The sequence below is a fragment of the Streptococcus caballi DSM 19004 genome (assembly GCF_000379985.1).
Lineage (GTDB): Bacteria > Bacillota > Bacilli > Lactobacillales > Streptococcaceae > Streptococcus > Streptococcus caballi.
Genome location: NZ_KB904085.1, coordinates 28089 through 43225 on the forward strand (window position 1 = coordinate 28089; position 15137 = coordinate 43225).

The 15137-nt window shown below is 39.9% G+C and carries 10 protein-coding genes and 3 pseudogenes; 9 read left to right on the forward strand and 4 right to left on the reverse strand.

Annotation, left to right across the window (positions count from 1 at the left end; genetic code table 11):
- Positions 1-157 precede the first annotated feature (157 nt).
- On the forward strand, positions 158-3337 hold the full coding sequence (gene carB, locus A3GS_RS0106765) for a carbamoyl-phosphate synthase large subunit (RefSeq protein ID WP_018364667.1): 3180 nt from the start codon (positions 158-160) through the stop codon (positions 3335-3337).
- A gap of 92 nt (positions 3338-3429) precedes the next feature.
- Here the strand turns inward: carB and A3GS_RS12340 are convergent.
- A pseudogene (locus A3GS_RS12340) lies at positions 3430-3697 on the reverse strand (ISL3 family transposase); the annotation flags it as partial.
- A 158-nt stretch (positions 3698-3855) separates the two neighbouring features.
- Between A3GS_RS12340 and nox the strand changes: the two are divergent.
- Positions 3856-5229 carry a H2O-forming NADH oxidase gene (gene nox / locus A3GS_RS0106775; protein ID WP_018364669.1) on the forward strand — a complete coding sequence of 458 codons (1374 nt, stop codon included), beginning with the start codon at positions 3856-3858 and terminating at the stop codon, positions 5227-5229.
- A 145-nt stretch (positions 5230-5374) separates the two neighbouring features.
- On the opposite strand, the gene A3GS_RS0106780 is transcribed toward nox, so the two are convergent.
- Positions 5375-6364: an L-lactate dehydrogenase gene (locus A3GS_RS0106780; RefSeq protein ID WP_018364670.1), complete on the reverse strand. Its 990-nt coding sequence runs from the start codon at positions 6362-6364 to the stop codon at positions 5375-5377.
- Positions 6365-6557: 193 nt separating this feature from the next.
- Between A3GS_RS0106780 and gyrA the strand changes: the two genes are divergently transcribed.
- From gyrA to A3GS_RS13060, 6 genes are all read left to right on the forward strand, one after another.
- On the forward strand, positions 6558-9011 hold the full coding sequence (gene gyrA / locus A3GS_RS11640; protein ID WP_018364671.1) for a DNA gyrase subunit A: 2454 nt from the start codon (positions 6558-6560) through the stop codon (positions 9009-9011).
- Positions 9012-9025: 14 nt separating this feature from the next.
- Positions 9026-9769: a class A sortase gene (locus A3GS_RS0106790; RefSeq protein WP_018364672.1), complete on the forward strand. Its 744-nt coding sequence runs from the start codon at positions 9026-9028 to the stop codon at positions 9767-9769.
- Positions 9770-9839: 70 nt separating this feature from the next.
- Positions 9840-10253 carry an SMU1112c/YaeR family gloxylase I-like metalloprotein gene (gloA2, locus tag A3GS_RS0106795; protein WP_018364673.1) on the forward strand — a complete coding sequence of 138 codons (414 nt, stop codon included), beginning with the start codon at positions 9840-9842 and terminating at the stop codon, positions 10251-10253.
- Positions 10254-10342: 89 nt separating this feature from the next.
- Positions 10343-11311 carry a DUF1002 domain-containing protein gene (locus A3GS_RS0106800; protein ID WP_018364674.1) on the forward strand — a complete coding sequence of 323 codons (969 nt, stop codon included), beginning with the start codon at positions 10343-10345 and terminating at the stop codon, positions 11309-11311.
- Between the two features lie 64 nt (positions 11312-11375).
- On the forward strand, positions 11376-11510 hold the full coding sequence (locus A3GS_RS13175; RefSeq protein ID WP_018364675.1) for an NUDIX hydrolase: 135 nt from the start codon (positions 11376-11378) through the stop codon (positions 11508-11510).
- Between the two features lie 182 nt (positions 11511-11692).
- Positions 11693-11884, forward strand: a complete 192-nt coding sequence (locus tag A3GS_RS13060; protein WP_018364677.1) for a hypothetical protein — start codon at positions 11693-11695, stop codon at positions 11882-11884.
- Positions 11885-11995: 111 nt separating this feature from the next.
- On the opposite strand, the gene A3GS_RS0106820 is transcribed toward A3GS_RS13060, so the two are convergent.
- Positions 11996-13444 carry an alpha-amylase gene (locus A3GS_RS0106820; RefSeq protein WP_018364678.1) on the reverse strand — a complete coding sequence of 483 codons (1449 nt, stop codon included), beginning with the start codon at positions 13442-13444 and terminating at the stop codon, positions 11996-11998.
- A 229-nt stretch (positions 13445-13673) separates the two neighbouring features.
- Between A3GS_RS0106820 and A3GS_RS13065 the strand changes: the two are divergent.
- Positions 13674-14113, forward strand: a pseudogene (locus A3GS_RS13065) (type I phosphoribosyltransferase); the annotation flags it as partial.
- 201 nt (positions 14114-14314) lie between these two features.
- Here A3GS_RS13065 and A3GS_RS11655 read toward each other — a convergent pair.
- Positions 14315-15012: pseudogene (locus A3GS_RS11655) on the reverse strand (formate/nitrite transporter family protein).
- Positions 15013-15137 lie beyond the last annotated feature (125 nt).

Here is a 15137-nt window from a genome sequence, read left to right on the forward strand (position 1 = left end):
GAATAGAAAGAAAGGAGAAAGGGCTTACTCTGTATTTGGTGGAACTGAATACAGGGTACGAACTTTGCCAAAAAGAGAGTTTTTCTTAGAACTTCACTGAGTTCTTCGTCGCAACTTCTTTTTGGCGGTGTCCGCTTCACGCCCTTAATATCTTATAATGCCTAAACGTACTGATATTAAAAAAATTATGGTGATTGGTTCTGGTCCAATCATTATCGGACAAGCTGCTGAGTTTGATTACGCAGGGACACAGGCCTGTCTTGCGCTCAAGGAAGAAGGTTACAGTGTAGTTCTTGTCAATTCAAACCCTGCCACTATCATGACTGATAAAGAAATTGCTGATAAGGTTTATATTGAGCCGATTACGCTGGAATTTGTGACCCGTATTCTGCGTAAGGAACGTCCAGATGCTCTTTTACCTACCTTGGGTGGTCAAACTGGACTAAATATGGCCATGGAATTGTCTAAAGCTGGAATTTTAGATGCTCTTGGCGTTGAACTTTTGGGCACAAAACTGTCAGCCATTGATCAGGCTGAAGACCGTGACCTCTTTAAACAACTTATGGAAGACTTGGACCAGCCTATTCCTGAATCTGAAATTGTCAATACTGTTGATGAAGCACTAGCTTTTGCCAAATCTATCGGCTATCCCGTGATTGTTCGTCCAGCTTTTACCTTGGGTGGTACTGGTGGCGGCATGTGTGCTAATGAAGATGAACTGCGCGAAATCGCTGAAAATGGATTGAAGCTATCTCCTGTAACACAGTGTTTGATTGAACGCTCTATCGCTGGTTTCAAGGAAATTGAATACGAAGTTATGCGAGATGCAGCCGACAATGCTCTTGTGGTTTGTAATATGGAAAACTTTGACCCAGTTGGTATCCATACTGGAGACTCCATCGTTTTTGCACCAACGCAAACTCTTTCTGATATTGAAAATCAAATGTTGCGTGACGCCAGCCTTAGCATTATCCGTGCACTAAAAATTGAAGGTGGCTGTAATGTTCAACTTGCCCTTGATCCGAACAGCTTTAAATATTATGTCATCGAGGTTAACCCGCGCGTGTCTCGTTCATCAGCCCTCGCCTCCAAAGCGACTGGTTACCCAATTGCTAAATTGGCTGCCAAAATCGCTGTCGGTCTAACGCTGGATGAGATGATTAACCCTGTCACTGGTACGACCTACGCCATGTTTGAACCAGCCCTTGACTATGTGGTTGCTAAAATTCCTCGATTCCCATTTGATAAATTTGAGCACGGTGAGCGTCGTCTAGGCACGCAGATGAAAGCAACCGGTGAAGTCATGGCTATAGGTCGCAACATTGAGGAGAGTCTTCTTAAGGCTTGTCGTTCGCTTGAAATCGGTGTTTTCCATAACGAAATACCTGAGTTAACTCAGGTAACTGATGACGCTTTGATTGAAAAAATCGTCAAAGCTCAGGATGATCGTCTCTTCTATCTGTCAGAAGCTATCCGTCGTGGTTATACTATTGAAGAATTGGCTGAGCTGACTAAGATTGATATTTTCTTCTTGGACAAACTTCTTCACATCTTTGAAATTGAAGAAGCACTTAGATCTAACATTGGTAATCTAGAGGTTCTCAAAGAAGCTAAACGAAATGGTTTTGCAGATCGTAAAATCGCTGATCTTTGGAATAAGACAGCAGATGAGATTCGTGCTATCCGCACTGAAAATAAGATTATCCCAGTTTACAAGATGGTGGATACCTGCGCAGCTGAATTTGAATCAGCAACGCCATATTTCTATTCAACATATGAGTGGGAAAATGAATCAGTTAAGTCTGATAAGGAATCGGTCATTGTACTTGGCTCAGGTCCAATCCGTATCGGACAAGGGGTCGAATTTGACTATGCAACAGTCCACTCCGTTAAAGCTATTCAAGCTGCTGGTTATGAAGCAATCATCATGAATTCAAACCCCGAGACTGTCTCAACAGACTTCTCTGTATCTGATAAGCTCTACTTTGAACCGTTAACCTTTGAAGACGTTATGAACGTTATTGAATTGGAACAGCCAAAAGGTGTCATTGTTCAGTTTGGTGGTCAAACAGCTATTAACTTGGCGGAACCACTTTCAAAAGCTGGTATTAAAATCTTAGGCACTCAGGTTGCTGATCTGGATCGTGCCGAAGACCGTGATCTTTTTGAAAGGGCTCTTAAAGACTTGGCTATCCCACAACCACCAGGACAAACAGCTACTAACGAAGAAGAAGCTGTTGAAGCTGCTCGTAAGATTGGTTTCCCAGTTCTTGTTCGTCCATCCTACGTTCTTGGTGGACGTGCCATGGAAATCGTTGAAAACGAAACTGACCTTCGCTCTTACATGCGTACGGCTGTAAAAGCCAGCCCTGACCATCCAGTCCTTGTTGACTCTTACATCGTTGGACGTGAGTGTGAAGTGGATGCTATCTCTGATGGTAAAGATGTGCTTATTCCTGGTATCATGGAGCATATTGAACGTGCTGGTGTTCACTCAGGTGACTCAATGGCGGTTTATCCACCACAAACCTTGTCTAAAGAACTTCAAGCCACTATTGCAGATTACACTAAACGTTTGGCTATAGGACTTAACTGTATCGGCATGATGAATATCCAATTTGTTATCAAAGATGATACCGTTTATGTCATTGAAGTTAATCCACGTGCAAGCCGCACCGTACCATTTTTGTCTAAAGTAACAGATATTCCTATGGCGCAGGTAGCAACAAAGTTGATTTTGGGTTCAAACTTAGCAGAGCTTGGTTATTCAGATGGTCTTTACCCTGAAAGTAATCAAGTACATGTCAAAGCACCTGTCTTCTCTTTCACAAAACTGGCTAAGGTAGATAGTCTCTTGGGGCCAGAAATGAAGTCAACTGGTGAAGTCATGGGGTCTGACTTGACACTTGAGAAAGCCCTCTACAAAGCCTTTGAAGCCTCTTACTTCCATTTGCCAGCCTTTGGTAATGTTATCTTTACTATCGCTGATGATACTAAAGAAGAAGCATTAGGCTTAGCCAAACGTTTCTCAGCTATCGGCTACAGCATTTTGGCGACGGAAGGAACAGCCAATTACTTTGCGGAACATGGTTTGGAAAGTATCTTGGTTAATAAGTTAGGTGAAAATGAAGATAATACTATTCCAGCTCTTGTACGTGCAGGAAAAGTTCAAGTTATTATTAACACAGTTGGGACTAAGAGAACCTTTGACGAAGATGGTGCAGCTATTCGTAGTTCTGCCATTGAACATGGTATTCCGCTCTTTACAGCACTTGATACAGCTGATGCTATGGTGCGCGTACTGGAAAGCCGTGGTTTCTTGACACAGGCTATCTAGACTCATTGTCAACTGTGAAAGCTATGCTTTAGAGAGGACCGACAGGGTCTTCTCTTTTTTGAGGTTTAAGGCAATCAAATCCTTGTCCTTTTCGTTTCAAACTTGAACTCATTTAGCTTTCGATTAACTGTCGAAGTTGAAATAGAAAGTCTGTGTACGATATGTGTCATAGCTTGCTTTTCAATGAGTAATTGGGTGATTTTCTGGTTGACAGCGACAGAGATTTGATGATTCATTTTTAATGAAGAAGTTTCTGTGATAGTCATTTTCCTGCATTCTTTACACTTGAAATGGCGCTTTCTAAGGTGGACAAGCAGAGGGTAAGCCAGCAGATTCAAGGTAGGTGATTCTAGAATCTTTCTAATGTGACTTTGACCGCTTGTGAATCAGTTAACCTAAACTAGACAGAAATTATAGGGCCTTTTGTGATCTGATGAGCATATTATTTGTAAGCGTTTCAATTCAATGCTATACTAATATAGTGACATATTAGATTATATTGAAAAGAGGATTTTCTTATGAGTAAAATTGTTGTTGTTGGTGCAAACCATGCAGGTACTTCAAGTGTCAATACTATTCTTGATAACTATGCTTCTGATAATGAAGTAGTGGTTTTTGATCAAAACTCAAATATTTCCTTTCTAGGTTGTGGTATGGCACTTTGGATTGGTAAGCAAATCTCAGGGCCAAATGGTCTTTTCTATGCAAATAAAGACTTGCTAGAATCTAAGGGGGCTAAGGTTTACATGAACTCTCCTGTCACATCCATTGATTACGATACTAAGACAGTGACTGCTTTAGTTAATGGTCAAGAACACGTTGAAAGTTATGATAAGTTAATCTTAGCAACTGGTTCACAGCCAATCTTGCCACCAATTGAAGGAGCAGCTATCAAAGAAGGAAGTCTTGAATTTGAAGCGACCCTTGAAAACCTTCAATTTGTTAAGCTTTTCCAAAATGCGCAACAAGTTATTGATAAATTACAAGATAAAGCACAGAATATCAATAAAGTAGCTGTTGTGGGAGCGGGCTATATTGGCGTTGAACTAGCAGAAGCATTTAAGCGTCTTGGAAAAGAAGTTGTTCTTATTGATGTTGTTGATACATGCTTAGCAGGTTATTATGATCGTGATTTATCAGATATGATGCGCCAAAATCTTGTTGACCATGGTATAGAGTTAGCTTTTGGTGAAACTGTGAAGGCAATTGAAGGCGATGGAAAAGTAGAACGTATTGTGACAGATAAGTCTAGTCGTGAAGTTGACATGGTTGTTTTAGCTGTTGGTTTCCGTCCTAATACGGCCCTTGGAAATGGAAAACTTGAAACTTTCAGAAATGGTGCTTTCCTTGTTAATAAGAAGCAAGAAACAAGCATTCCTGATGTTTATGCGATTGGGGACTGTGCAACCGTTTATGACAATGCTATAAATGATATAAACTACATTGCCCTTGCTTCAAATGCCCTTCGTTCAGGTATGGTAGCAGGCCACAATGCAGCTGGTCATGAATTGGAATCTTTAGGTGTACAGGGCTCTAATGGTATTTCAATCTTTGGTTTAAATATGGTATCTACTGGTTTGACCGAAGAAAAAGCGAAACGTTTTGGCTACAATCCAGCAGTAACGGAAATCAAAGATATCCAAAAAGCAGCTTTTATTGAACACGGTAACTATGAAGTTGTCCTTAAAATCGTCTATGACAGGGATACGAGAGTTGTTTTAGGTGCTCAAATGGCTTCTCATGGAGATATTTCGATGGGAATTCACATGTTCTCCTTAGCTATCCAAGAGCACGTAACAATTGATCGCCTTGCTCTACTGGATTTATTCTTCTTGCCACATTTCAATCAACCACTTAGCTATATTGCTAAAGCAGCCCTTGCTGCAAAATAATAAAATAACGGACTCCTAAGTCATTCATTGGTGACTTAGAAGCCCGTTTTTATATTTATGTGACTTTCAGTCCGCTTCGCTGTAGTGGACTGAAAGTCAGGTAATCAAAAAAGGCAGAGATAAAATATCTCAACCTTTTTTGATATTAGTTTTTAGAAGCAGCTTGGAAGTCTGGATTTTCCCATGCTTTTTCGATGATAGCTTTCAACTCAGCAGCAGAAGCTTGCATTTTTTGTTTTTCAGCATCATTTAATGGAATATTAACTGGTCGAACGATACCGTGTGCACCAACGATAGCTGGTTGACCGATGAAGCAGTCAGTTACGCCAGGATATTGACCTTCTTGGAATACTGAAAGTGGAAGTACAGCATTTTCATCATCAAGAATAGCTTTAGTGATACGAGCGAGTGCAACTGCGATACCGTAGAAAGTAGCCCCTTTCTTGTTGATGATTGAGTAAGCAGCATCACGAACACCTTCGAACAATTCAACCAATTCAGCAGCGTTGAAGTTTTGAATGTCTTGAAGGTAGTTCTCAAGGTTAACACCGGCAACGTTAGCGTGTGACCAAACGGCGAACTCAGAGTCTCCATGTTCACCCATGATGTAGGCATGGACAGAACGAGCATCAACACCAAGTTTAGCAGCAAGTGCTTGGCGGAAACGTGCTGAGTCAAGAGATGTACCTGAACCGATAACGCGTTCTTTAGGGAAACCTGAGAACTTCCAAGTTGAATAAGTCAAGATATCCACTGGGTTAGCAGCAACAAGGAAGATACCTTTAAATCCTGATTTAACAACTTCAGTAACGATTGATTTATTGATGGCAAGGTTTTTACCGACGAGATCAAGACGAGTTTCACCTGGTTTTTGAGGAGCACCAGCAGTGATAACAACAAGGTCAGCATCTGCACAGTCTTCATATTTAGCAGCATAAATTTTCTTAGGTGAAGTAAAGGCGAGGGCGTGGCTAAGATCTTCAGCATCCCCAACAGCTTTTTCAAACAATTGTGGGATTTCGATGATACCAAGTTCTTGGGCGATTCCTTGGTTCACAAGAGCAAATGCGTAAGATGAACCTACGGCACCGTCACCGACAAGGATGACTTTTTTGTGTTGTTTAGTTGCAGTCATTTCTAAACATCTCCTTAATTTTATTCGGACTTATGTCCATACACTTATATTCTAACACTTTAAGTGAAAGATGTCACGGACTAATTATGAAAATCTTTGAAAATGGGCTTGATATTTAGGAAAATTAAGGCTTTTTAGACTAATTTATGCTATAATATAATAGAGTTTTAGACTAGAAAAGGGGCATTTTTTAATGCAAGATAAAAATTTAGTAGATGTCAATCTGACGAGTGAAATGAAAACAAGTTTCATTGACTATGCCATGTCTGTCATCGTTGCTCGTGCATTGCCAGATGTCAGAGATGGCTTGAAACCTGTTCATCGTCGGATTTTGTATGGAATGAATGAGCTAGGTGTTACACCAGACAAGCCACATAAGAAGTCAGCTCGTATCACTGGGGATGTCATGGGTAAATACCACCCACATGGAGACTCATCTATCTATGAAGCTATGGTTCGTATGGCTCAGTGGTGGTCTTATCGTCATATGCTGGTAGATGGTCACGGAAACTTTGGTTCTATGGATGGTGATGGAGCCGCTGCGCAGCGTTATACAGAAGCTCGTATGAGTAAGATTGCATTGGAAATGCTGCGCGACATCAACAAAAATACGGTTGATTTTCAAGATAACTATGATGGTTCTGAACGTGAGCCCTTGGTCTTGCCCTCTCGTTTTCCTAACCTCTTGGTAAATGGGGCGACAGGGATTGCTGTTGGTATGGCAACTAATATCCCACCACATAATCTGGCTGAATCAATTGATGCAGTTAAGTTAGTCATGGACAATCCTGATGTGACAACGCGTGAATTAATGGAAGTTCTGCCTGGACCGGACTTCCCAACTGGAGCTCTGGTCATGGGACGATCAGGCATTCACCGCGCTTATGATACGGGGAGAGGTTCAATTGTTCTTCGCTCACGCACAGAGATTGAAACGACAAAATCAGGTCGTGAACGTATTGTGGTTACTGAGTTCCCTTACGGTGTCAACAAAACCAAGGTTCATGAACATATTGTTCGTTTGGCACAGGAGAAGCGTATTGAAGGGATTACAGCTGTTCGTGATGAATCCAGCCGTGAAGGTGTACGTTTTATCATTGAAGTGCGCCGAGATGCCTCAGCTAACGTTATTTTGAATAATCTTTTCAAGTTGACTAGTTTGCAAACCAACTTTAGCTTCAATATGCTGGCTATTGAAAATGGTGTACCTAAAATTCTCTCTTTGAAACGAATCATTGAGAACTATATCGCTCATCAAAAGGAAGTCATCGTCCGCAGGACACAGTTTGATAAGGCCAAAGCAGAGGCACGCGCTCATATTTTAGAAGGCTTACTGATTGCCCTTGACCACCTTGATGAAGTGATTTCTATTATTCGTAATAGCGAAACAGACGTAATCGCCCAGGCTGAATTAATGAGCCATTTTGAGTTGTCAGAGCGTCAAAGTCAAGCTATTTTAGATATGCGTCTGCGTCGTTTGACAGGTTTGGAACGTGATAAGATTCAATCGGAATATGATGCTTTGCTTGCGTTAATCGCTGATTTGGCGGATATTTTAGCTAATCCTGAGCGTGTTATTTCCATTATCAAAGATGAAATGGATGAAATCAAGCGTAAATATGCTGATCCACGCCGTACAGAGTTGATGGTTGGTGAGGTTCTGTCTCTAGAAGATGAAGACTTGATTGAAGAAGAAGATGTCCTTATCACTTTATCGAACAAAGGCTATATTAAACGTTTGGCTCAAGATGAGTTTCGTGCTCAAAAACGTGGTGGTCGTGGTGTTCAAGGAACGGGCGTAAATGATGATGACTTTGTACGCGACTTGGTTTCAGCAAGTACGCATGATACAGTCCTCTTCTTTACCAATCTAGGCCGTGTTTACCGCTTGAAGGCTTATGAAATTCCTGAATATGGTCGAACGGCTAAGGGTCTTCCAATCGTCAACTTACTTAAACTTGATGAAGGAGAAACTATCCAGACTATTATTAATCTACGTAAGGAAGAAGCTCAAGATAACAATTTCTTCTTCACAACTAAGCAAGGTCTGGTCAAACGGACTAGTGTCTCGGAATTTAATCATATTCGTCAGAATGGGCTTAAAGCTCTCAATCTTAAGGAAGGTGACGAACTGATTAACGTAATCCTCACTAATGGGACTGATGATATCATTATTGGTACACGTTCAGGTTATTCCGTACGTTTCAATGAAAGTGTGGTTCGTCAAATGGGGCGTACTGCAACAGGTGTGCGCGGTGTTAGCTTGCGTCCTGATGATAAAGTCATTGGTGCAGCGCGCGTGACCGATGATCAGGAAGTTCTGATTATCACTGAAAAAGGCTATGGTAAGCGAACAGCTGCAAGTGAATACCCAACTAAAGGGCGCGGTGGTAAAGGAATTAAAACAGCCAATATCACCGAGAAAAATGGTTCACTTGCTGGTCTTGTGACAGTCAAGGGAGATGAAGATTTGATGGTTATTACTGACAAAGGTGTTATTATTCGAACAAGTGTTGCTAATATTTCACAAACTGGTCGCGCAACACTAGGTGTCAGAGTCATGCGTTTAGATCAAGACACTAAAATTGTAACCTTTGCCCTTGTTGATTCTGAGGAAGAAGCTTCAGAAATTGAGTCAGAAGAATAAGGTAACAACTTTTCATGACAAAACGAAAAAAAGTCCATAAAATTTGGGGATTCATTCGTACCTTCATCTTGCTAGTGATGGTTATCATTGGTTTAGCTCTGATTTTCAATAAAACCATTCGCAACTTTATCATTGGTTGGAACTCCAATAAATACCAAGTCACTAAAGTTAGTCAGAAAACAATTGATAAAAATAAAAAAGCGAAAACAAGTTTTGACTTTTCAGCTGTCAAGCCTATAAGTACAGAAGCTGTCCTTGATGCCCAAATGAAGGCTCAGAAATTACCAGTTATCGGAGGTATTGCTATCCCAGACGTTGGGATTAATCTGCCTATCTTTAAGGGGTTGGGAAATGCAGGTCTCTACTATGGTGCAGGTACGATGAAAGAAAATCAAGTGATGGGGGGTCAGAACAACTATGCTTTGGCTAGCCATCACGTATTTGGAATGACAGGTTCATCCCAAATGCTCTTTTCACCGCTTGATAAGGCTAAGATAGGAATGAAAATATACCTGACAGACAAGGAATACATTTATACTTACGCCATCACGGATGTTAAATCGGTCACTCCTGATCATTCTGAAGTTATTGATAATGTTTGGGGTCAAAGTACGGTAACCTTAATTACTTGTACTGATTTAGAAGCCACAGAGCGCATCATTGTGCATGGTCAATTAGAATCGTCGGTTGCTTTTGATCAGGCTGACAAAAATGTTGTAGACAGCTTTAATAAAAAGTATAACCAAATGAATTCGTAATCAGTGTATAGAGTTAAAGGAAGTGGAAATTATATTTCAGCTTCTTTTTTCGAAGTAAAGGAGTTAAATTATGATATTTAAGGCTGTTCACCATATTGCTATTATTGTCTCAGACTACGATCGTTCGCGTGAATTTTACGTTGATAAGCTGGGATTTGAGATTATTCGAGAAAATCATCGTCCAGAACGTCATGATTACAAGCTTGATTTGCGTTGTGGTACTATTGAATTGGAAATTTTTGGCAATAAGCTGAGCGATCCTGCATATTCTACTCCGCCGAAGCGAATTGGATTGCCAGACTGGCCACGTGAAGCTTGTGGTCTGCGCCACTTAGCCTTCTATGTCGAAGATGTGGAGGCAAGTAAAGCAGAATTGGAAGCATTGGGTATCTTTGTCGAACCTGTTCGCTTTGATGATTTTACAAGCAAAAAGATGACCTTTTTCTTTGATCCAGACGGTCTTCCTTTGGAACTTCATGAGTAAAGTTTTTCTAAGACGCTGACCGAGAGAAGTGGTATAATGAAAGTCCTGATTAAGAAAATAGGAAATTTTATCATAAGAAAGGTAAAATCATGAAGTTAAAAAAATTGTTAATGACTGCAGGCCTTATATTAGTGAGTGTCTTTGTTATTTCTCCAGCCTATGCTGCAACTAGCTCTGTTCAAAAGGTTATTGATGAATCTTATGTTCAACCAGACTATGTTTTGGGATATTCTCTATCAAACGAACAAAAGTCTCAAACCCTGCAACTTTTAAATTACAATAATAGCAAGGATACTAATGTCAAAACGCTGACAACCAGTGCCTATGCCAATATCATGAATGTTGCTGATGATTCTAGCCTGCAATTATATTCATCTGTCAAAATTCAAAAATTGGGTAAATCAGAGACTTTGACAGTTAATATTGTTACTCCAGAAAACATCACAAAGGTAACACAAGATATGTATCGTAACGCTGCCGTTACCTTAGGAATTGAGCATGCGACAATCACGGTTGCCGCGCCACTCCCTGTGACTGGTGAGAGTGCTCTAGCTGGTATTTATTACTCCCTGGAAGAAAATGGCGCTCAGGTTTCAGATGAGAACAAGCAACTTGCTCAAGAAGAATTGAGCACTCTGTCTAATATTAATGCTGAAAATACGGGTAAGGATGGTTATGATGCAGATAAATTGAACGTTGCCCTGACAGATATTAAATCGGCAGTTGCAGATGCGGGTTCAAACGTTAGTAAAGAGGATGTCCAAAAAATTGTTGAGGATACTTTGAAAAACTATGGCTTAACCAATTCGATGACATCCGATCAAATTACATTGATTGTTAATTTTGCTTTTAATCTGTCAAAAAGCAGTGTCATCAACAGCGCCAGTTTTAAACAAACCCTTAATTCTCTAAAAGACAGTATCGTTTCAAAAGCGGGTTCTAGTTTTAAAGGCATTAACCTTAATTTTGATGCTAGTAAGGCTGTAGAATCTAGCAAGGGATTCTTTGCTAATATTTGGCAACAAATTGTCAATTTCTTTAAGTCATTTGTATCATAAGATTTAATAGAGTTGGAAATAGTCCAACTCTATTTTGCTTTATCTGTTAACAGGAAGTTTTGGGATGACAGAATATTGGGATGCCTACGATGAAAATCGTCATCTTTTGTCTGGGAAAATCATTAATTGCGACACTTTTTCATCAACAGATGACTTTCACTTAGTTGTTCAGGTCTTGCTTTTACACAGGAAAGATTAGTCTGTTCTTTTTATGCATCGCGCGAGAAATAAAGCTACTTTTCCTGATTATTTCGAGGCAACGGCAGGAGGAGCAGCCTTGTGTAGAGAAACATCTGAGGGGGCAGCTAGACGTGAATCGAAGGAAGAGTTAGAAGTTGATCAGTTTCTCTTGCTCTATAAGCAACAGATAAGGAAAATCACATGCATTTCGATAAATATTTAGCTTGGACCGGTGCAGGTAAAGATACCAAACTTTACCAGGAGAATGACACTGATGGGCATGTTTGGGTGGAACCAAATTTGCTATCTGATTTCCTAAGTGAGTCTAAAGTCATTCCTTCGCAAGTCACTGAACTGGAAATACTATTTCGTTTAGCTGATGATAAATTATAGTGATTTTGACTTGTTCTGCGCCTGAGAAGCTAATTATCCTAAAATTACTACTTAAAAAGGCGGTTCTTTCTCAGAATCACCTTTTTAAGTCTTTTATAGAGCATAGAATTATTAGCAAGTCCAGACACTGACAGACTTAGCTTCGACAGGGAAATCTCCCCAACCTTCCTGATCAATGCTGACACTTTCTTGACAGTGTCCAAGATAATCAGTGAAAATGGCACCAGCCCATTTCTTTCCGACAAACATCAATTTATGACTAGCATTTTTGTTGCTCAGAATAACAGCTAGTGATTTTTTATGCTCATCGTCGCCAAGTCTTGTCCAGCCAATACAATTGGCATCGTCTAGATAGTCTTCTTGTTTACCATAGGCATAATTTTGTCGTAAATCTAAGAGATTATTAATGATGTCTTGAAAACTCTCCTGTGCAAAATCACCCTGAATACCATAGTAATCGCCATAGAAGACACAGGGTAACCCGGCTTCACGCAGTAAGATTAGGGCATAGGCAGCAGGTTTAAACCATTCTTCAATAGTCGATTCTAGGGCTTGACCACGTTGCGTATCGTGATTATCAACAAAAGTAACTGCCGATTGAGGGTGGTTGCTAGCGAGGCTGCCGTCAAAGATTTGTCGCAAATCATAAGCTTCAGATTGACGGCTAGCATCAAAAAGATTCTGATGCAGTTTGACATCAACTAAGTCAAAACCGTAGTCAATATTTTCCAGATAATCATCATTAGCTTGTTCATCTCCATTCCAGAATTCGCCAAAGACGTAAAAATCCTCACCGTATTTTTCAGTAATATCACGAATAAAATTTTTCATGAAAAAGGAATCAATATGTTTCACAGCGTCTAGCCTGAAACCGCCGACTCCGGTTGTCTGGATAAACCAGTCCGACCAATCGTAGATATTTTGAACGACTTCGGGATGCTTAAAGTCTAAGTCGGCATACATGAGGTAATCATAGTTTCCATTTTCATCATCGACAAGATCATTATTAGCCCAACCCTTATTATCGCCTTGAATTTGAAAAATACCAGTCTGCCCAGTCTTGGCATCAAAATCAGTTCCTGTGAAGTGGTACCAATGCCACTCAAAGTCATTATAAATTTTTTGTCGACCATCAAAAGTAAAATTGGTCCAACCTTCTATTTCAAAAGGGTCTGTCAGAATCTTGGTACGGTCCGTCGGATCCACCTCAACCACTTCAAAGCGCTCGGTGTGGTCAGCTGATGCTTTATGGTTGAGGATAATGTCAGCCATTGGAATGATTCCATTTGCCTTAAGCGTAGCAATGGCTTTCAAATAATCTTCCTTGCTACCATATTTAGTACGAACAGTTCCCTTTTGATCAAATTCGCCCAAGTCAAAGAGATCATAGACACCATAGCCCACGTCAGCAGAGGATGTCCCTTTAAAAGCTGGTGGCATCCAGATTTTAGAAATACCTTTTTGAGCTAGGTGAGGTGCATCATCAGCTAATCGTTTCCAGTGGTTACCATCATTTGGTAAATACCATTCAAAATATTGCATTAGGGTCTCGTTTACCATTTTGTTTCCTCAATCTTTCTACACTTTTCTATCATTTTACCAAATTAGAAAAATAATGCAATCGATTGCGCTGTTTTGATTTGTATCTTTTTTATTAAATTTATTCTAGTGATATTTCTAAAAATACCTTTAATATACAAGTTGAAACGTTAAAATGATAGCATCATAGGCTTATATATACTGCGAAGGGGCGCAGTCTTCCTACAAGTTACCATGTAATTATTGGAAAATCGTTTTTTTAAAAGACGGCGTCGTGTTGACTGAAAGCACCTTGAAAATGGATAGCTTTTTGGCTCACCAAGTTTATCACCAGTTTATGCAGGAGATGGGGAAAGTTTTGGCTGATAATTATAAAGGTGCGGGCATTACCAATGTTGTTACGGTTGAAGAATCCGGAATAGCACCGGCGTTTACACTGCCCAAGCACTCAATGTTCCCATGAATTTTGCTAAGAATCAAAGGAGTATCGCCGTGTTAGGGGACATTTGAGAGCAGAGGTCTATTCATTTACCAAGCAAGTGGTCAGCGTTGCTTCTATCGCTAGCAAGTTTCTGTCGTCAAATGATTTAGTGCTGGTTGTTGATGATATTTTGACAGAAGGTCAAGCCTGCAAAGGGACTTTTGGAAATCATCAGTCAAGCAGGTACTAAGGTTGCAGTTGTCGGACTTAATGACACAAATATCTTTACCAGTCTACCAATGACACTGTAATATTTCTAACAAATGGTAGTGTCACTATAACATTTTTTGCCATTATTTTAAATGAAAAATTGAAAAAACGTGTTTGTATAGATAGCATTGGAGAGGACTCCAAGTTATTTTTTGTTGCCGTCAATTTTGAGGATAAAAAATCACCAGCTGATCTGATGATTAACTTTCTATGTGTTTTGTTTTGTTAATGCAACCGTAAGCAATACCAATGAAAAGACCACCGCCTAGCCAGTCACCAAAGAAAACAACAATCCATTGACGAAGGATGTTTGCTAGTGTGAAGCTTGGTACTTGATCACGAACATGGTTGAAAGCTAAAAGCATGAAGGATGCAAAGTTAGCAATCAAATCTTCATTGACTAGGAAAATAAACATGAAAATAGCTGAGATAGCAATGGATATTTTAGCCGATTTTTCTTTCAGATGCATATAACCAAGAATGGCAATATTGACAAACATATTGGCTGTAATACCTTCGATAAAGTTACTCCAGTCAGTCTTACCAAGTTTTTTTGCTACGGATGAGACGACAAAACTTTTATCTCTAAGATTAATGAAAGAGAAAGATTGGTTAAAGAACCAAGCTAGAATGACTGCACCCATCAAGTTAAAAAAGTACAATAAACCAAGATGATAGTTGCCTTTTTTCAGGAAATTTGCTTGTAGTAGGCATCTGTTGTCAAGTACATCATGTTAGACGTGGCTAACTCTCCATTAAAGATCGGGGCGTACACCAAACCAATGGCAAATAGAAGAGTAAAGACAAAACGACCGATTGATGGGAATTGTGATGAAATAATATCAGCTCCGAAAATTCTAACTGCCGTACTCATGGTTAAGTAAGCACCAGCAAACATGGAACGCAAAGCGTATCTTCCTCAACTTTCGTCAAAAAGTGCCTCTTTTTTGGAACAAGCAGCACCGATTTTTTCTTGAAATGGAGTCATAAATTTACCTCTTTGTTATTTTATTTACAACGATA